At 41.3% G+C, this 19,008-nt stretch carries 21 protein-coding genes; 14 read left to right on the plus strand and 7 right to left on the minus strand.

What is annotated here, in order from left to right; all coding sequences use genetic code 11:
* The first annotated feature begins 104 nt into the window (after positions 1–104).
* Positions 105–1,286 (plus strand): alanine racemase, encoded by a 1,182-nt coding sequence (gene alr, locus ACLFKQ_RS10820; protein ID WP_448999828.1) that lies wholly within the window; start codon positions 105–107, stop codon positions 1,284–1,286.
* A 77-nt stretch (positions 1,287–1,363) separates the two neighbouring features.
* On the opposite strand, the gene mutT is transcribed toward alr, so the two are convergent.
* The 3 genes from mutT to ACLFKQ_RS10835 form a co-directional block, all read right to left on the minus strand.
* Positions 1,364–1,783 (minus strand): 8-oxo-dGTP diphosphatase MutT, encoded by a 420-nt coding sequence (gene mutT / locus ACLFKQ_RS10825; protein ID WP_448999829.1) that lies wholly within the window; start codon positions 1,781–1,783, stop codon positions 1,364–1,366.
* A 307-nt stretch (positions 1,784–2,090) separates the two neighbouring features.
* Positions 2,091–2,420 carry a DUF760 domain-containing protein gene (locus ACLFKQ_RS10830; protein WP_449000335.1) on the minus strand — a complete coding sequence of 110 codons (330 nt, stop codon included), beginning with the start codon at positions 2,418–2,420 and terminating at the stop codon, positions 2,091–2,093.
* A 186-nt stretch (positions 2,421–2,606) separates the two neighbouring features.
* Entirely contained in the window at positions 2,607–3,563 is a 957-nt protein-coding gene (locus ACLFKQ_RS10835) for an RNA polymerase sigma factor, RpoD/SigA family (protein WP_448999830.1), read from the minus strand.
* 736 nt (positions 3,564–4,299) lie between these two features.
* On the opposite strand from ACLFKQ_RS10835, the gene ACLFKQ_RS10840 reads away from it, so the two are divergent.
* Complete coding sequence (locus tag ACLFKQ_RS10840) at positions 4,300–6,231, plus strand: S9 family peptidase (protein WP_448999831.1); 1,932 nt, start codon at positions 4,300–4,302, stop codon at positions 6,229–6,231.
* Here ACLFKQ_RS10840 and ACLFKQ_RS10845 read toward each other — a convergent pair.
* Together ACLFKQ_RS10845 and ACLFKQ_RS10850 are read right to left on the minus strand one after the other, a co-directional pair.
* Entirely contained in the window at positions 6,228–6,389 is a 162-nt protein-coding gene (locus ACLFKQ_RS10845) for a hypothetical protein (RefSeq protein WP_448999832.1), read from the minus strand. The genes ACLFKQ_RS10840 and ACLFKQ_RS10845 overlap by 4 nt on opposite strands.
* 96 nt (positions 6,390–6,485) lie before the next feature.
* Complete coding sequence (locus ACLFKQ_RS10850; RefSeq protein ID WP_448999833.1) at positions 6,486–6,659, minus strand: hypothetical protein; 174 nt, start codon at positions 6,657–6,659, stop codon at positions 6,486–6,488.
* A 258-nt stretch (positions 6,660–6,917) separates the two neighbouring features.
* Here ACLFKQ_RS10850 and ACLFKQ_RS10855 point away from each other — a divergent pair, with 258 nt between their 5' ends.
* The 8 genes from ACLFKQ_RS10855 to ACLFKQ_RS10890 all read left to right on the plus strand — a co-directional run bounded on the left by ACLFKQ_RS10855 (position 6,918) and on the right by ACLFKQ_RS10890 (position 13,375).
* Complete coding sequence (locus tag ACLFKQ_RS10855; protein ID WP_448999834.1) at positions 6,918–7,667, plus strand: dienelactone hydrolase family protein; 750 nt, start codon at positions 6,918–6,920, stop codon at positions 7,665–7,667.
* A gap of 40 nt (positions 7,668–7,707) precedes the next feature.
* Positions 7,708–8,619, plus strand: a complete 912-nt coding sequence (locus tag ACLFKQ_RS10860) for a S1 RNA-binding domain-containing protein (RefSeq protein WP_448999835.1) — start codon at positions 7,708–7,710, stop codon at positions 8,617–8,619.
* A 61-nt stretch (positions 8,620–8,680) separates the two neighbouring features.
* Positions 8,681–8,983, plus strand: coding sequence for an urease subunit gamma (ureA, locus tag ACLFKQ_RS10865; protein WP_448999836.1), 303 nt, complete (start codon positions 8,681–8,683; stop codon positions 8,981–8,983).
* A 42-nt stretch (positions 8,984–9,025) separates the two neighbouring features.
* The gene (ureB, locus tag ACLFKQ_RS10870) at positions 9,026–9,334 is read left to right on the plus strand and encodes an urease subunit beta (RefSeq protein WP_448999837.1); all 309 of its coding nucleotides are present in this window, start codon (positions 9,026–9,028) and stop codon (positions 9,332–9,334) included.
* A gap of 303 nt (positions 9,335–9,637) precedes the next feature.
* The gene (locus tag ACLFKQ_RS10875; RefSeq protein WP_448999838.1) at positions 9,638–9,823 is read left to right on the plus strand and encodes a PCP reductase family protein; all 186 of its coding nucleotides are present in this window, start codon (positions 9,638–9,640) and stop codon (positions 9,821–9,823) included.
* 170 nt (positions 9,824–9,993) lie between these two features.
* Positions 9,994–11,238 (plus strand): FAD-dependent hydroxylase, encoded by a 1,245-nt coding sequence (locus ACLFKQ_RS10880; protein WP_448999839.1) that lies wholly within the window; start codon positions 9,994–9,996, stop codon positions 11,236–11,238.
* An 84-nt stretch (positions 11,239–11,322) separates the two neighbouring features.
* On the plus strand, positions 11,323–12,654 hold the full coding sequence (locus ACLFKQ_RS10885) for a dihydrolipoamide acetyltransferase family protein (RefSeq protein WP_448999840.1): 1,332 nt from the start codon (positions 11,323–11,325) through the stop codon (positions 12,652–12,654).
* Positions 12,655–12,970: 316 nt separating this feature from the next.
* Complete coding sequence (locus ACLFKQ_RS10890; RefSeq protein WP_448999841.1) at positions 12,971–13,375, plus strand: hypothetical protein; 405 nt, start codon at positions 12,971–12,973, stop codon at positions 13,373–13,375.
* Between the two features lie 84 nt (positions 13,376–13,459).
* Here ACLFKQ_RS10890 and psb29 read toward each other — a convergent pair whose 3' ends face one another.
* Positions 13,460–14,149, minus strand: a complete 690-nt coding sequence (psb29, locus tag ACLFKQ_RS10895; RefSeq protein ID WP_448999842.1) for a photosystem II biogenesis protein Psp29 — start codon at positions 14,147–14,149, stop codon at positions 13,460–13,462.
* Between the two features lie 226 nt (positions 14,150–14,375).
* On the opposite strand from psb29, the gene ACLFKQ_RS10900 reads away from it, so the two are divergent.
* Positions 14,376–14,669, plus strand: a complete 294-nt coding sequence (locus ACLFKQ_RS10900; protein ID WP_448999843.1) for a hypothetical protein — start codon at positions 14,376–14,378, stop codon at positions 14,667–14,669.
* A 172-nt stretch (positions 14,670–14,841) separates the two neighbouring features.
* Entirely contained in the window at positions 14,842–15,189 is a 348-nt protein-coding gene (locus ACLFKQ_RS10905; protein WP_448999844.1) for a translation initiation factor, read from the plus strand.
* A 99-nt stretch (positions 15,190–15,288) separates the two neighbouring features.
* Here the strand turns inward: ACLFKQ_RS10905 and ACLFKQ_RS10910 are convergent, their stop codons facing one another.
* A complete protein-coding gene (locus tag ACLFKQ_RS10910) occupies positions 15,289–15,885 on the minus strand; it encodes a rhomboid family intramembrane serine protease (protein ID WP_448999845.1) in 597 nt (198 codons plus the stop codon).
* 920 nt (positions 15,886–16,805) lie between these two features.
* Between ACLFKQ_RS10910 and psbU the strand changes: the two genes are divergently transcribed.
* Together psbU and ACLFKQ_RS10920 are read left to right on the plus strand one after the other, a co-directional pair.
* Complete coding sequence (psbU, locus tag ACLFKQ_RS10915) at positions 16,806–17,225, plus strand: photosystem II complex extrinsic protein PsbU (protein ID WP_448999846.1); 420 nt, start codon at positions 16,806–16,808, stop codon at positions 17,223–17,225.
* 175 nt (positions 17,226–17,400) lie between these two features.
* A complete protein-coding gene (locus ACLFKQ_RS10920) occupies positions 17,401–18,747 on the plus strand; it encodes an adenylosuccinate synthase (protein ID WP_448999847.1) in 1,347 nt (448 codons plus the stop codon).
* The last annotated feature ends 261 nt before the right edge of the window (positions 18,748–19,008 follow it).

Below are 19,008 nucleotides of genomic sequence, written 5' to 3' on the forward strand. Positions count from 1 at the left end.
GATATTTGATGCGATCTGCTCGAGAGCAAATAGTACTCTCTTGACCTTATTAATATCTAGTTTAATATTTGGGGATAGCAACCTCATCAGGAACAAAACTGGCTATGCTGAGCTGGCAAAAAACTACAAATTTTTCACGAGAAGACGATCGCTTGTCTTGGTTGGTAAATCGTCAACGTGCCTGGGTGGAAATAGATCTTCGGGCTCTAGCAGACAATACACGGGCTTTAACTAGGTTTATTTCACCTCAAACTGAATTAATGGCAGTTGTCAAGGCCGATGCCTACGGTCATGGTGCAGTAATGGTCGCTCAAACTGTTTTAGCCAACGGTGCTAGCTCTCTAGCGATCGCCACTCTAGCCGAAGGAGTCGAACTACGTCAGGCAGGAATTAAAGCTCCGATTTTGATTTTAGGTGCGGTGAATGCCTCTGAAGATATCAAAGCGATCGCTGCTTGGCATTTGGAACCGACTATTTGTAGTTTTCACCAAGCCTCAGTTTTTGCTGAAACTCTAGCTGAAGTCGGACAGACCTTAGCAGTTCATCTCAAACTAGACACCGGAATGTCTCGTTTGGGAACGGACTGGCAACGAGGTTTGGAATTCGTCGAGTTCGTACGTAAATTACCCCATTTAAACATTAAAAGTGTTTATTCTCACTTGGCTACTGCCGATGACCCAGACAATCGAGTCATGAATCTACAACATCGGCGTTTTTCTCAGGTGGTAAGTCAGCTTAAAGCAGCGAATTTAATTCCTCCCTATCTTCACATATCTAATTCTGCCGCAATGTTGAGCGATCGCACCCTGCATTACGATTTGGTTCGGGTCGGGCTAGCTCTTTACGGACTCTATCCCGCCAGTCATCTAACTTCTAAAATCACTCTCCAACCAGTTATGGCGGTTAAATCGAGAGTTACTCAGGTTAAAACTATAGCCCCAGGTACGGGAGTGAGTTACAACCATCAATTTGTCGCTCGACGAGAAACTAAAATTGCCGTGGTAGGTATTGGTTATGCCGATGGAGTTCCTCGGCTACTTTCTAATCGCTTACAGGTGATCGTTCGGGGACAATTAGTATCTCAAATTGGTACGATTACCATGGATCAATTAATCCTCGATGTCAGCGAAATCGCCGATTTGCAAGCGGGAGAAGTCGTTACTCTAATTGGCGCAGAGGGACAGACAGTCATTTCCGTTGAGGATTGGGCTAATGCGGTAAAGACTATTTCTTGGGAAATTATCTGTGGATTCAAACATCGTTTGCCTAGAGTAAATCTCACTTAATCCAACCTAGTCGCTCTATAGAAGAAATTTACAAATTTATTTTATATTTTAGAAATTCTTGCTATTTTCGTTAGCATTTACACGACGTTATCTTTCTGTTGTAAAACATTAATAATTTGAATATTCGCTTGAGGAAACTGATACTGATTGAGATCCACTATTTCTGCCCAAACAATTTCTTCTGATTCTAGGGGTTGTGGTTCTCCATGTATATATTGGCAGTCGTGTACGTACAGAGTAATTTTAAAGGTTTTGTAAGTATGCTCTACGGTTAACAAGCGATGGTTTACCTTAACTTTTATGGCTAACTCTTCTTCAATTTCACGCTGAATACATTGCTCTACGGTTTCGCCCGATTCGATTTTGCCTCCTGGAAATTCCCAGAGTCCAGCCATTTCTCCACGGTTGCGTCTACGAGCTATGAGTATTTTTCCTCGACTGTTTCGAATTACTCCTACTCCGATTAGCTTGTGGGGAAGAGATGAGCTTTCTAACATGAACCAGCTATCCTAAATAAATTGCAAAAAAAAAGCTACAGATTGCTAAGTAGGTGGGCGTAATTAAATATAAAATCTTCATCAGAGCTATTGCTTGGTCTAATTGTCTCAGCCTGTACTTATTTACTCGTTGGCTATTTTATAAATAAATATGCTTACCTACTTATTAGCATACGTAATAACTTCCACAAAAAAATACTTAGTTCGGCGAACACGATACACGTACGAACTAAGCAAATAATTATACCCTTATAGATTGCCTAAGCAGACACACTCGATCTGTTTTTTACTATTTCTAGTTTGTCGTTTAAGAGTGGTTTTGATGTCCCGACACGGATTTTTCAAAGGTCATTCTCTGTTCTGCCTTGTGTAAAAAATAGCCACTCATCATAGCTGATGCCAATAAACGTCCCAAGTTTTCGCGATTAGTGCTAATGGCTACATCAAATTGTTCTGAGGGAAGACTACCCAGCATTCCAATAATGTTGCGTTCGATTACCTGAAATACTTCCTGTGATTCTGGTTGAGAAAGCTGAGCAATAGTTTCGGGACTTAGAGATTGTACGTACTGCCAAAGTTGGTTATTTTCTCCCTTTGCGTTATAAATACCTTGAGAATGGTTTGATTGATTCACTATACAGCTCCTATTGTGTTGATACGAACTAGCAAGCTCAAACAAAGCAAAATACTCTTAATAGAGTGATTACATCAATACATTGAAACTTACATCCATAATTTAGCAATTATAGTCTTTTGTCTATGTCGATCTTACCGAACTGCCGGAATCGAATTTTCCGAACTACCAGCAGTGCGATGTCGCTTTTTAACTTGCCAAGTATTCACGAATTGCAGTTTTGCGCTTGCGTAGTTTTGAAAGTGCTTCCCGTTCTATCTGCCGCACCCGTTCTCTACTAATGCTCAAACAATCACCAATTTTAGCTAGAGTCATGGGTTTACCGTCATTTAAACCAAAACGCAACGAAATTACTTCTCGCTGTTGACTAGTCAAATCTCCCATCAACCTATCTAGGTCTCTTTGTAATGAAGAATAGGTGGCAAAATCTTCTGGAGATTGTCCCGTATCTTCTAACATGTCGCCTAGTTCGGTGTCATTATTATCACCGACTCTAACATCGAGTGATATTGGTTGGCGGGACTTTTCTAAATAGTCGCGCACCTGTTTTGGAGTTAAGTCCAATTCTTCAGCTAGCTCCCCGATACTTGCCGTTCTGCCTTTTTGTTGTGCTAATTGTCGCTGGGCTTTTTTAATTTTGTTGAGCTTTTCGGTAATATGAATTGGCAGACGAATCGTTCTACCTTTTTCGGCGATCGCTCTGGTAATCGCTTGACGAATCCACCAATAGGCATAAGTTGAAAAACGATAACCTTTGGTCGGATCGAATTTTTCTACACCTCTTTGCATGCCGATGGTTCCTTCCTGAATTAAATCGAGAAGGTCGAGATTGCGCTTGAGGTATTTTTTAGCAACAGAGACTACCAAGCGAAGATTAGCTTCTACCATTTTGCGTTTGGCGGCTTCGCCTGCTTCGATTATCGAACGCAACTGCTTGGGAGATATTTCTGCTGCTTGTGCCCATTGTTCTTCTGTGGGTTCTTGACCTAGCTTTTCCTGAAGGGATTCTTTAATTCTTTCGATGGCGATCGCTTTTTGAACTCTTTTAGAATAGAGAATTTCTTCCTCGTGAGTTAGTAGAGGAACGCGACCTATTTCTTTCAAATAACTTCTAACCAGGTCGTTAGATTTTTTGGCTGTTTTCATGACGCGTTGTTAGTTTCCGAGATTGAGTGAAGTTGGTTGGAACTACCAGCAGTTGAGTTGCGGGAGTGGCATTCAATTTAAACTGGATTGCGGTCTAGTTAATGAGATTTTGTTGTACTTTTGTTAACTAGAAATTTTAGAAACAAATATTTTGCCGAATCGTTACAGTTCGTCAAATGTGACTTACCTCGAGCTATGGCTCTTTAGTTTGGACTTTGCAGCTGCTATATCTAGATGTATTTAAGCCGCTTCTTGTCGTGTCACTAGATTCCGACTAAATCTAGAATACCTTAATTTGTTAACTATTGTAACAAAAATTGTGGCTAATTTTCATAAAAGCCCAACAAGTCCGCGAGTGAACTGTTTATTTGTCTCTCCAAATGTAGTTAACACGATCTTTTAAGATAATCGATCGTAGCAACTTATGAGTAAGTGAATCTCAAACAACAAAAACTGCAAAAACTAAATTGCTGGATGAGAACAAATTTTTGTTAGTCTGGTGTCAATCGCCAATTAATCCTGAGTACGATAGCGATTGTTAGCACAATAAATTAGACTGATTCCATAAATATCGCTTCATTTTATGCTATTGTCGTGCTACAGTCAATTTTTTCTATCTTACTTAACATACTAGCGATAGTACTATAATAATTGCTCGCACAAACTGTAAAAATAATTAAGTATTGGATTGCTAATCTCAATTCAAACTTTAGTTGTCCGTTAATAGCTCAAACTTATGAATGTCGCCCCTTCCGGCTCTTGGAGATCGCCAATTAGCTCCGATCTAATTGTCTCTCAAACTATTGGACTTAGTAATGTTGCTGTAGATGGAACTCAAATCTATTGGTTAGAAAAACGTCCTACAGAAAAAGGACGCAACGTCTTAGTCCACTGGCGAAATGAAGGGGTAAGCGATGTTACTCCAGCACCTTATAATGTCCGAACCAAAGTACATGAATATGGAGGTGGTGCATTTTTAGTTGCCGATGAGAACATTTATTTTTCTCATTATGGAGATAATCGTCTCTATCGACAGAGAGAAGGAGAATCACCCCAAGCATTAACAACAGAATCATCATTGCGCTACGCAGATTTAATTTTAGACCGCCAAAACCATCGCCTAATTGCTATTTGTGAAGACCATTCTCAGCAAGATCGGGAGGCAGTTAATACTATAGTCACTATCGATCTAACTACGGGAAAAGTTCAGAATTTAGTTAGTGGTGATGATTTTTATGCCGCACCTCGTTTGAGTCGAAATGGCAAACAACTCGCTTGGTTGAGTTGGAATCATCCCGATATGCCTTGGGATGGTACTTATTTGTGGTTGGCAGAGGTAAACTCAGACGGCTCTTTAGGTCAACCCCAACTAGTGGCAGGAGATCGAGCTGAATCGATCTGCGAACCCAAATGGTCTGATGATGGTAGATTATATTTTTCTAGCGATCGCACTAATTGGTGGAACTTGTATCGCCGCAACCCAGACGGTAAGGTAGAAATTCTACACGAGATGGCAGCGGAGTTCGCCTATCCGCACTGGGTATTTGGTTTATCTACCTATGCTTTTAGCGGTGCGGATTGTTTGGTATGTGCTTATTCTGCCAACGGCAGCTGGCACTTAGGTAAAATCCGTACCAAAACCAAACAATTTGAGGAAATCGCCACTCCTTATAGCAGTATTTCCGACTTACAAACTACCGGTAATGGTGAGGTGGTCTTTATCGGTGGTTCCCCTACGGAAACCACAGCTGTAGTAAAACTAAACCTAAATACTTTAGAAACCCAGATCCTCAAACGCAGCAGCCAACTAGAAATCGATGCTGGCTATTTGTCTCAACCAGAGGCAATTGCTTTTCCCACGGAAAATGATTTAACCGCTTACGCTTGGTACTATCCACCGCAAAATAAAGATTACACCGCACCAGAGGGAGAATTACCGCCACTGATAGTCAAAAGTCATGGCGGTCCTACCGCTGCCGCTTCGGTCAATCTCAATTTGAGAATTCAGTATTGGACGAGTCGGGGTTTTGGCTATTTAGATGTTAACTATGGCGGCAGTATTGGTTATGGTCGTGAATATCGTCAACGACTAGAGGATAATTGGGGCATTGTTGATGTAGATGATTGCGTTAATGCAGCTAAATATTTAGTCGCTCGCGGTAGAGTCGATAAAGACAGATTAGTTATTACCGGTGGTAGTGCGGGGGGGTATACGACGCTGGCAGTATTAACTTTTCGCGATACTTTTAAGGCAGGTGCCAGTCATTATGGCGTGTGTGACCTAGAGATTTTAGCCAGAGATACTCACAAGTTTGAATCTCGTTATTTCGATAGGTTAGTCGGTCAATATCCTCAAGAGCGAGAAATTTATCAAGCGCGCTCGCCAATATATCATACAGACAGTTTAGAATGTCCCGTTATCTTTTTTCAGGGATTAGAGGATAAAGTCGTTCCTCCCAATCAAGCCGAGATGATGTTTGAGGCTATTAAAGCCAAAGGATTACCCGTAGCTTACGTGACCTTTCCCAATGAAGGACACGGATTTCGCAGTGCGGAAAATATTAAAAGGGCATTAGACGGCGAATTTTACTTTTACTCTCGTATATTTAGCTTTGAGCCAGCAGAGGCGATCGAACCCGTGGAAATTATTAATTTGGAAAAAGATTAATTGAGATAAGACATTAATAACTCAATTGCTGCGGCGATCGATGACAGCGAGGCAGTTTCGTTAGGAGTATAATAGCCAGTGGTGGGAATTTGCAAAGTAGTACCGTTAATTTGTCCTTCGGTTGCTGCAACTAGACGACCCAATTCAGTCCGACCCAAAGATAAGGTTTTACTTCGTTCTCGGTTTTGAGCCGCGACAAAAACGTCTTTGTTAAGTAGACGAGAACGCCATGATAGTAACTAACATCTACACGCTTATTCTAATTCTCGACGGAGTACGCGAAAAAAAGAGTCTTCACTATCAACTACCGAAGGTTCGCGAATTAGTAGTTGCAAAATATCGAGAAACTCATCGAGTTGGCTGTAAGTTTCGATGGCTCCCTCGGTTGGAAAGTCTTTTTGTTTGACGGTTAAATTTAAAGCGTTCATAAGCGTTCTCGCGGCGCAGTTCCCATATCGAGTTATTGCGAGCGATCGCTAGTTAGAGCTCAACTCTTGACGATTCCAGCAAGACAATTGCTCGTTTATGCCGATCGAAGATACAGCTAAAATAATTTGATTTGCAGTGAAGTTTGATACCAGAGCAATTTTAAATTCTTAATTAACAATAAAGAAACGAATTTTATCTCGGTTTGAGGTGGCAATCGCTCTAGAATTTAGACAGCAAGAGTATCTAGGATTAATCCCATGACTACAGCAATTTCTACTGAATCTATCAAAGTTCAAAGTGTCGATGTTGCGATCGATGCCTATTTAGCTCAGCCAGAAGCAGAAGGAACTTATCCCGGCATCATCGTGATTCAGGAAATCTTTGGTGTAAACGAACATATCCGAGATATTACCGAAAGAATCGCCAAAGAAGGATATATCGCGATCGCTCCAGCCATATATCAGCGTCAAGCACCGGGGTTTGAAACGGGTTATACCGATAAAGACATGGAGATCGGCAGAAAATATAAAAATCAAACCTCGGTGACGGAATTACTCAACGATATTCAAGCTACCATTAACTATCTTTACACTTTGCCCCAAATACAATCGGGAGGAGTAGGCACTATTGGCTTTTGCTTTGGCGGTCATGTAGTTTACCTAGCCGCTACTTTACCTGAGGTGAGAGTAACTGCTTCTTTTTATGGCGCACAAATTGCCACTTGGTGTCCCGGAGAAGAACAACCAACCATAACTCGCACTAAAAACATTACAGGAACTATTTATCTCTTTTTCGGTACGGAAGATCCTTTAATTCCCAACGAACAAACTCAGCAAATCGAAGCCGAATTACAAGCTCGAAATATTTCCCATAAAGTATTTCGCTACGAAGGTGCGACTCACGGCTTTATGTGCGATCGCCGAGACAGTTATAGTCCAGAAGCAGCAGAAGATGCCTGGGGAAAAGTGTTAGACTTATTTAGCCAAATTAATAATTCTCAATCCTGAAGAATTTTTACTGCCGTACTGTCGAACAATCGAACTTAACATGAATTCCGATTTTACTTCCTCTGCCAAATCCTCTCAATCCTTCTCGATGGAAGATTTTGCCAATGCTCTCGAACAATACGATTATGATTTTGCTAAAGGGCAAAAAATAAGAGGCAAAGTAATTCAAATCGCTCCTGAAGGTGCGTATGTAGATATTGGTGGTAAGTCACCTGGTTTCGTACCTGCTCGAGAAGCTGCTTTGGACGTAGTCGATAACTTAGCAGAAATTTTACCTCTCAATCGAGAACGAGAATTTCTGATTATCAGAGAACAAAACTCCGATGGTCAAGTTACTCTTTCAGTCCGTCAACTAGAGATCGATAAGGCCTGGGAAAGAATAGCTGAAATTGCCGAAAGCGGTAAATCTACTCAGATAAGAGTTACGGGAGTTAATAAAGGCGGAATTACGGGAGAAGTTGAAGGACTGAGAGCATTTATCCCGCGATCGCACTTGCAACAGCGAGATCATCTCGAATCCCTTGTCGGTCAACTATTAACCGCTACTTTTTTAGAGGTCAATCCCGAACAAAGAAAGTTAGTCCTCTCTCAACGGGATGCCATGCGTGCTGTGGCTATGACTAAAATCGCCCAGGGAGAACTGATGACGGGTAAAATTGTCAATATTAAGCCCTATGGGGTGTTTGTCGATCTCGGTGGCGCGACTGGTTTGCTGCATATCCGCGAAGTCAGCAATACTCACATTGAATCTCTAACTACACTTTTCAAAGTAGGTCAGGAAATTAAAGTAGTTATCAAAGAAATTGACGAATACAAAAATCGGATGTCTCTTTCAACTAGAGTTTTAGAGGAATATCCTGGAGAAATAACCGAAAAACTAGAACAGGTTATGGCGAATGCGGAAGAAAGATGGGAAAAAGCCCGGCAACAATTAGAAACAGAATCGAATTAGTTTTCTCGAATGCTGTTTTATACTGTTATTCACTAGTATTTTCCGCTCGATAACTACGCCGATGAAACTTTCTCCTCAAGAACAAGATAAACTGACTATTTTTACTGTTGCCCTACTAGCCGAAAGGCGCAAAGACAAAGGACTGAAATTAAACTATCCAGAAGCGATCGCCTACATTTCGGCAGCAATTTTAGAAGGGGCTAGAGAAGGCAAGAGCGTCAGCGAATTGATGAGTTTTGGCAAGACTTTACTTTCTGCCGATGAGGTAATGGAAGGAATTCCCGAAATGATCTCTGAAGTTCAGGTAGAAGCAACTTTTCCCGACGGTACGAAATTAGTCACCGTTCACCATCCGATTCAATAAAAGCTGAGGACTAATAACGACAATCGACTATTAACAAATATCATGATTCCAGGTGAAATTTTTACTCCCGAAGGTGAAATCGAACTCAATGCTGGAAAAGAAACTAAAACGATTCGTGTAGTTAGTACGGGCGATCGTCCAATTCAAGTGGGTTCTCACTTTCATTTTTATGAAGTCAATTCGGCTCTAAAATTCGATCGCGAGGCCACTAAAGGAATGCGTCTTAACATTCCCGCAGGTACTGCCGTACGCTTTGAACCAGGAGATGAAAAAGAAGTAGAGTTAGTAGCTTATGCTGGTAATCGAGAAGTTTATGGTTTTAATGGATTGGTTGATGGAAAATTAGATTAAATTATCGGTGTTGCTTAATAAGTAAGGATAGGTCTTTTGCGAAAATGGTAAAAGCTCGTGCTTTCCGTAAAAATTGAGATAGATAATTGTTATCAGTGAGTCGTTAGTCGTGAATTTCAAGCTGATGAGCGTTTAAGCGGCGATTATTTACTCAGCAATGTCAAATTGTATATCGTTAGTAGCAAGTAATTCTTATTTACTCCTACTGTTTCATAGTTAATTTTGCCTAAGCTCGAGTAGGTTTAGAGAGTTTTGAAGTGTAAGATCGCAGTAGGTCTACAATATCAAAAATCAAAAATAGCGATGAATAATTTCAATTTAATGGACGATTTGCATTGGACACCGGAAGCAAAGGAAAAACTGAGAAAAATTCCTTTCTTCGTTCGTCCCCAAGCACGCCAACGCATCGAGGAGTTAGCCCGCACTGCGGAGTCGGAAGAAGTCACCTCGACAATTGTCGAAAGGGCTCGTTTGGAATTCGGACAGTAATAAAGATTTACCAGGTAAGCTCCTCTAATTGTTGTGTTCGATCTTTTAGTGCACTATTAACGAGTGACAAATGGCAATTTAATAATTAGTTTCTTGTTCTCTGGTGATGAGCGCGTCAAAATAAGAGAAAATGTAAACATATATATCATTTTCTTAAATCTTCCTCAGTAATGCTTTTAGAACAGACCCAAGAGCAATACAAAAATATTAATCACTTAGAATCAGATATAGTTATAGTCGGTGGCGGAATCGTCGGCACGACAATAGCTTCAGCCCTTAAAGATTCTGGACTAAAAATAATTATTATTGAAGCCAAAACTCTAGCTGCCGCTGCCGCTAAGCAGCAGGCATATGCTTTTTCTCTGCTTTCTAGTCGCATCTATCAGGGAATTGGCGTATGGGATGAAATTTTTCCTCATTTAGGCAAATTTACTCAAATCGACCTTTCTGACGGCGATCGCATCTCGGCGGTTAAATTTAACACTCGAGATTTAAATACGGAACATTTAGGATATGTTGCCCAGCACAATATCGTACTAACCGCTCTACAAGATCATCTCAAGGCAAACTGTCCCAATGTTAGTTGGTTGTCTCCTGCTGAAGTAATCAATGTAGAAACCGATCGCTCCGTTGCTACTGTTGAAGTAAAACTAGAGGAAAAATCCCAGTCGATTAAAACCAAGTTAGTTATCGGTGCTGACGGAGCGCGATCGCGCATTCGCACTCTAGCAGGAATTAAAACTCGCGGTTGGAAATACTGGCAGTCTTGCGTAGCTTTTACGGTCAAACATACCGCAGCGCGCAACGATATTGCTTTTGAAAAATTTCACACTACCGGACCGATGGGAGTTTTACCGTTGCTAGGAAATCGCTGTCAGATCGTCTGGACTAATCCTCATGCTAGAGCCAAAGCTCTACAGCAGTTGGAAGCAACGGAATTTTTGTCCGAACTGCAAAAACATACTGGAGGAGCATTGGGAGACTTACAATTAGTCAGCGATCGCTTTTTATTCCCGGTACAGTTAATGCAATGCGCTCGCTACATCGATTCGCGACTAGCTTTAATTGGCGATGCGGCTCACTGCTGCCATCCAGTTGGCGGACAGGGTTTGAATTTAGGTATTAGAGATGCGGCTAGTTTGGCACAGATCCTGATGCTGGCTACTAGCAAAGGTGAAGACATCGGCACGCCGAAAGTGCTACAGCGTTATCAGAACTGGCGTAAGCTGGAAAATCTTGTCGTTTTGGGGTTTACCGATTTGTTAGACCGCCTGTTTTCTAACAACTGGTTGCCTGTAGTTACTATCCGCCGTTGGGGTTTATTCTTAATGAATCATTTCCAACCTCTGAAAATTTTCGCTCTCAAGTTCATGACGGGTCTGACGGGAAAAACTCCCCAGCTAGCCCGACGCTAAATGGTACGATTGAGTTTATATTCAATCTTGTTTGAGACAACTATATTATTTATTTAGTAATTATTCAGGAAATAGACTGCTACCATGATTCACGATATTTTTATGCCCGCACTTAGCTCCACGATGACCGAAGGTAAAATTGTCGAATGGGTAAAATCTCCTGGAGATAAGGTTGAAAAAGGAGAGACAGTGGTAGTGGTCGAGTCGGACAAAGCCGACATGGATGTCGAATCTTTTAATGAAGGTTATTTAGCGGCAATTTTAGTTGAAGCGGGAAATGAAGCTCCTGTAGGTGAAGCGATCGCTTTGATTGCCGAAACCGAAGACGAAATTGAAGCGGCTCAACAACAAGCGAAATCCGGAGAAACCAGCACTTCTGCTCCAACTCCACCACCAGAAACCCCACCTGTTGCCGCAGCTGCTACTACGGCTACTACAGCTCCTCCTAGCAGCAATGGCAGTAATGGCAAAAGTGACAGGCTCGTTGCCTCTCCTCGAGCGAAAAAGCTAGCTAAAGAGCTTAAGGTAGATTTACAAACCTTACAAGGTAAAGGTAGCGGTCCCTATGGACGTATTGTGGCAACTGACATCGAACGAGCCGCAGGTAAAACCACCACAGAACAAAAAAAACCACAGCCTACTATCTCCCAACCTCAAAAAACCGACGAGCGATCGGTTCCTCGTACTTTTTCTCCAGCAGTAACCGCACCCCAGACCACATCTCAATCGGAAAGAGTAACTCCTGGAGAAACCGTACCGCTAAATACTTTACAAAAAGCGGTGGTGCAAAATATGGTAGCTAGTCTGGAAGTTCCGACATACCATGTCTCCTATACGATCTTTACCGACGCTTTAGACGAACTCTATAAAAAAATCAAACCCAAAGGAGTAACCATGACTGCTCTACTAGCCAAAGCAGTTGCGGTAACTTTGCAACAGCATTCTATCCTCAATGCCGGATATGGCGATAGTGCGATTAAATATAGTTCGGAAATTAATATTGCCCTAGCCGTAGCAATGCCCGACGGAGGTTTGATTACGCCCGTGCTGCGTCGTGCCGATGAAGTGGATATCTATTCTTTGTCTCGTACTTGGAAAGACTTAGTAGCTCGTGCCAGAGCCAAACAACTCCAGCCAGAAGAGTATAACACCGGTACTTTTACTCTGTCCAACTTGGGAATGTTTGGCGTGGATAATTTTGATGCCATTTTACCTCCCGGACAAGGCTCTATTCTTGCTATTGGCGGCTCTCGTCCGCAACTCGTAGCCAATGAAGCGGGAATGTTTGGCGTACGGCGACAGATGAAAGTTAATATCACCTGCGATCACCGCATCATCTACGGCGTGCAAGCTGCTGCTTTCTTACAAGATCTAGCTAAATTAATCGAAACCGACGCTCAATCTTTGACCCTTTAACAACAAATTTTTAGGGCGATGCAAACCAAGATGCGATCGCATCGCTCAAAAGTTAGAAATTATTAGCCCATAGTTATCAGCCGTTTCCTCCAAGAGACGGCCGCTCGCTTTATAACTAAAATATTAAAATTAGAAAGAGGAAATACAGTGGTATCTAGAGATATTAAGCACATAAAAACTTAATTCACTCAAAAATAAACGGTTGTCACAATAGTAATTAGTATGACACGCCGCTGTATAAAAAATTCTCAATGATATCTAAAATTGCTCGAAAAATAGCTACTAGATATCGTAAACTTCTAGTTGAAATAAAACCATGAAACCTTTGTTTAAAACGCGCTCTCTAAGCCGTATTGGTATTAGCCTATTATCAATTGCCAGCATATTTATTTCTATTCAACTGATTACTCATCCCAGAGCATCGGCACAAAGTATTACTGGTATAAATGCCGAAATTAGTAGCTTACGAACTAGAATCAATCGATTGGAAGGAGAAATCGCCCGTTTGAGACAATCGAGACGCAGCGATCTTTCTAGACCTAATAAATTACAAGCCGAACCCAGATCTAGATCGGGCAATCCCCCAATAGTCGCCGGAGAAGCCATTGGACCTAGCGATCCCCTTTACGAACGCTTGGCTACATTGTTAATCGAACTCAAAGAAGACGTGAGAAATATCGATCGCCGATTAACTGAAGTAGAACGCAAGGTGTCTGAATAATAGTTGATTCAGTTCTTAATTGAAAAACTAATTCAAGATAATCGCTCGAGGTGAGAGGCGCTCACCTCACAAAACCAAAGATAATCATTCAGTAGCGGTTTCTTTAGCTTGCTTGTCTTTTTCTCGTCTTTCCCTTTGCTTGCGACCTGCTTGGAGAACGTCTTCAATTACTTTCAGAAGCTGTTCCATTTTTTCTAAATTGCTGCGGTAAAGTTCTAAGTCTTTTTTTAATTTTTCTTCTGGTAAATTGAGTTTTTCTGCAAGTGCTTCTAAAGCTTCGTTGCGTTTCTTTTCATCTTGAAGTAACTCTAAATTCGCTTCTTCTAAAAGAGTATACAAACCGATTCCAAAAGGACGACTGTACTTAAAATTTGGATTTTTGGCGATCGCTTCAATCGGTTCGACAATATTTTCTACGCCTTCTACGCTGGTAGGATTGCTCAACCAAACAATTAACTCTTCAAAAGATTTATCTTGGGCCAGAGATAATAATGTTCCCGCTTGGGCTTTATAAACTTCAGGATTGCCCTCAGTAGATTTGCAAAGTGCATTAAAAATAGACTCTTTATCTTTTTCTGGCTGATAACCTTGCATCAAACGTTCGAAAGAAGTCACCACTCCCAAGTAATAAATAGGATCGGGTTTAAAATCAGCATTAACTGACAGCAGATGCATTTCTACTAACAATTCTTCAATTACCCTGCGGTAAACTGAATTAATTGGTCGAGTATGGTGAGTATAAAAAGCTCTTTTACTATCGGAAACAGTTTTCATATTAAATCGATTTTTAAGCTTACAATTTTGTTTTTAGAATGGCGATCGCAATAACATGGGGTAATTTAGGCAAATTTTTTGACGATCCCCCTTAGTCAAATACTTAGTATATCTTTATATTATGCAACGATTTCGCTCGCTAAAATAGGAATTTTGGCAGATTAAATAACTGAGCATACAGAATATCAATACTAACAATTGCTAATAGTGCAATGGAGTTAACAGAATGCGCTCATCAGTTACGGAAAATAAAATTAAATATCGATTGGTAAATCCCGAACTACCTCTAGCAGTATATCGAGAAGTAGCGGCTCATTTGCGACAAGTAGAGAAAGTAGAGGCTGGATTGATTATCCGTCCTCTAAGCAGTGAGAGCGAGCAATTTGATTACGCTAAAAGTCAGATTGAAGCTTTATGGCTCGAATATCCCCAGAATCTAAGCGATCGCCACCAGAAACAAATCGAGCAAATTTTGGATTATTACGCCCAACGCTATCGACCTTGGCAGCAAGCAACCTAATTATTTACTGACTACGGGAAGCTCTTCAACATATTAGCTTACCAGTAAGTCTAGTTTCATCATTGAGAAGCTCGAGCGACACCATAGCATAATTGGAATGAGGTTAGCGATCGTCAATGATTAGTACTGCCAATCTTGCTAATCTATTAAAGAAAGCATTTTAGATGGAATAATGGCTACTAAACGCAATTCTGGAAAAAATCGTATCGTCTATCAGGAGTTTGGAAGCACTGACAATTCCCCAGCATTAGAAAGAGCCGTTCCCGATTTACCCCCGGAAAAACAAGATATTAGAATTCAGACGACGAGATCGGGACGTAAGGGTAAAACCGTTACCGTAATGACCAGATTTCAGCACAATTCGGAAACTCTAAGCAAATTGCTCAAGCAGTTAAAAAGTCAGTGCGGTAGTGGCGGTACCATCAAAGACGATACTTTAGAAATTCAAGGCGACCACAAACAAAAGCTGTTGAACACCCTGACTGAGTTGGGTTATAAAGCCAAAATCAGCGGTGGATGAGATCGATACGCTCAATTTCGAACATTGTCCATCGAGAGAAACAATAAAGCAAATAAAGTTCTCAATTAAAACTAGCGATCGCTATAAATGGCGACAAATTTACTTGTAATATTTCTTCTCTTTGGCGATCGCTCTAGCGGCAATTACTCCACCGATAAAACCGAACAAATGTCCCTGCCAGGAAATACCCATTTGAGAGGGTAAAACTCCCCAGACATAGCCACCATAAACGAAAAAGACGATTATGGAGAGAATGACTGAAGGGATGTTTTTTTGAAAGTATCCCCTGAATAATAAGAAACCAAGATAGCCGTAAATTAAAATACTCGCACCGATATGAATTGAGTTAGCAGGAGCGAACAACCAAACTCCGAGGCCTCCCACTACTGCCGATATTAGAGAAACGATAATAAAATCACTGGTTTCCTGGATCATAGTTAACCACCCCAAAACCAAAAAGGGTATGGTATTGGCGATTAGATGACCGAATCCACCGTGCAGAAAGGGAGCGAAAATAATCCCGCGCAGTCCGATAAATTCTTGAGGTTGAATCCCGTATCGATCTAAACTACCTCTAAATACAAAAAAATCGAGAATTTCTAAGACCCAAAATATGGCGATCGAAATAGTTAAAATGGTCAATTCCCGAACGATTGACTTTTTTGGAGCTGATTTTTGTTGATAACGACTACTCATAGCGATTTTTAGACTATCTATTGCAAAGCTCTGTTGTTAACAGGATATCTGAAAAGTGATATCCACTTGTTTATTACTGAATCTTTACTCCCCAGTCCTCAAAGTCTGGGGGAATAGTTGGAAGTTCTCCACACGCCCATTTCCAGGTCTGCAACTGCGTGAGTTTTCAGGGGGTCGTTGCCTGGAGATACAGGCATTTGTGAACACTGACGCGCAGTTTAAGGGGATTCGTAAGTTTGGGCGACGTACGGACGTTTGTGCCTGTAGGTGGCACGGTGAAGCAGTGCGAAGACTTAATCTTGAGAATTTTTGTTGAAGAGCAACTGCTGAACCCGAAACTGCTGAACCCGAAGGGGGTCTTCATCTTGGGGATTTAGGGGGGTTCAATATATCAAAGTAGACTTCTCAAACAACCTTTAAGGTTAGTAATTTTTAAGGTTAGTAATTTTTGAGAATCTGGCTTTTGATAAAAAAATAACAATCCTGAACTTAATGATAATGCGTCTGTGGGTAAATTCAATAGCAATTTATTAGCTGTCAATAATTTGGTTTCATTGGTTTTAGTTGCTGATGTGCTCAATCGAAAATGTACTCGACATTTATCATCATGTCGAGCATCCCGATCGGGCAGCAAATTGTGGTTCAAAAAGTGACTCGAACCAATTATGATAATTATTAAGGAGATCTTTAAATAAAATTAAGTTTGTCTTTTGAGGCTTGACAACCATCTAAAGGCAACAACTGACTAAGTCAGAGCGAGAACCGCCTCAAAGCAAGCTGGTGGGCGATCGCGAGAATCCTCTCGTCTAATCGCTCCCTCCCTGTCGAGGCGAAGTAATCTCTGACAAAATCATCAAAGCTGTTAAGTCAGAGAGCGACTCTGAAAGTAAAATATGTTTAAATTAGGAGGAATTAAGTTGATGAAGAGATTAATAGGTATTATTACTGCCTTATTACTAATTGTTAGTTCTTGGGCATTGACGGAAGCTACTCAAGCTCAAGCGAGTGAATTAAATTTGTTAAATTGGCGATCGCCCTCTATTCTTGCCGAACGGGTTAACAGTGCCGATGCCAAACGTCTCGAGTTAGAAAGAGGAAAACTAGATTTGAATAACAGCAATGTTAGAGAATTTCGTCAGCTAAGAGGTTTTTATCCTACTCTGGCTAGCAAAATTATTCAACATGCTCCTTACGATAACGTAGAAGACGTACTGAACATTCCTGGTTTGAGCGAACGCCAAAAAGAACGCTTGCAGGCTAATCTGGATAATTTTATCGTTACCGAACCGGCTCCTTCGATGATTGAAGGTGCAGAACGGATCAATCCAGCAATTTACTAAACAAATCGCCACTGCTTCAAATTTATAAATTTATCCCTCGTAAGAGCTACCGCGCTTTATTACTAAGTAAAGTGCGGTTATTTCTAGTTCAAACAGCAAAATAAAAAAGTTGACAGTTTGACCCATGAATGAAGATAATAAGAGTTTGTGTAAACTTTAGCTGGTAAATAAACCCTTGGCTAACGTTATCGTTATCGGTGCCCAATGGGGTGACGAAGGAAAAGGAAAAATAACCGATCTGCTAAGTCGCTCGGCAGACGTAGTAGTGCGCTCCCAAGGAGGAGTTAATGCAGGACATACCGTTGTAGTTCGGGGGCAAACTTTTAAGTTACATTTGATCCCCTCTGGTATTCTGTATCCGAATACAGAATGCATTATTGGTTCGGGAACGGTAATCGATCCGCAAGTGCTAATTGAGGAAATCGACCAACTCAAGGCTCTTGGCGTATCGGTAGACAATTTATATATTTCACAGACCGCCCATGTAACGATGCCCTATCATCGTCAGATCGATCGCGCGTCGGAAGAGAGCCGAGGAGAATATAAAATCGGTACTACTGGTAGGGGGATCGGTCCTACCTATGCCGATAAATCAGAAAGAACTGGAATTCGGGTTTTAGATTTAATGAATTCCGAAGAACATTTACACAAACAGCTAAAGTGGACGATCGATTATAAAAACGCAATTTTAGAAAAATTATATAATTTGCCTCCATTAGACTCAGAACTCATTATTGCAGAATATCTAACTTATGCAGAGCGTTTGCGCCCTCATGTAGTTGATAGCTCTCTCAAAATTTATGAGGCAGTACAAGAGAAAAAAAATATCTTGTTTGAAGGAGCCCAGGGAACTCTACTCGATCTAGATCACGGAACCTATCCCTACGTTACCTCTTCTAATCCGATTGCGGGAGGAGCGTGTGTAGGAGCCGGAGTTGGTCCTACCACTATAGACCGAGTAATTGGCGTAGCCAAAGCTTATACCACTCGCGTTGGTGAAGGACCTTTTCCTACCGAATTAGGAGGCGAAATTGGCAATTTATTGTGCGATCGGGGTGCAGAATTTGGTACTACTACAGGTCGTCGCCGGCGTTGCGGTTGGTTCGATGCCGTCATCGGTCGCTATGCAGTTCGCATTAATGGTTTAGATTGTCTGGCAATAACCAAGCTGGATGTCCTAGACCAGTTAGAGGAAATTAAGGTCTGCGTTGCCTATAAAATTAATGGCGTTATTTGTAATCATTTCCCCACTAATGCCAGTGCTTTTGCTACTTGCGAACCAGTGTATAAAACTCTACCAGGATGGCAGCAACCGACGACAGAGTGCCGTTCTTTAGAAGATCTGCCCAAAGAAGCATTGCGTTATCTTCAATTTTTAGCAGAAATTATGAAAGTTCCGATCGTGATCGTTTCCGTTGGTGCTAGTCGCGATCGAACAATTATCGTTGAAGATCCAATTCATGGACCCAAAAGAGCTTTACTCGATGTTAATGGTATTCCCATTGAAGAAAAATGTAAGTAAGCTTGCGGGCGATGGGGAAGTAAGATTTAAGCCAGATTGAGAGTTTAATTTTAGCTTAGATTGAGGGCGGGCGGGGCTTAGAAGCGACTGAAGTATTATTTAGGTGTCAACCCCTGGAAAAGAGAATGAGCCTATGAACAAAGTCTGCCCTGTAGGAGGCAACATCCCGTCATCTTTCCTTTACCAAGTGATGGCTAGGCTTCCTCTGACTTTGTCATTATGACTCTATAATTCGTTCAATTTTATCGTCAATCATTTAGT

The sequence above is a fragment of the Myxosarcina sp. GI1(2024) genome (assembly GCF_053543375.1).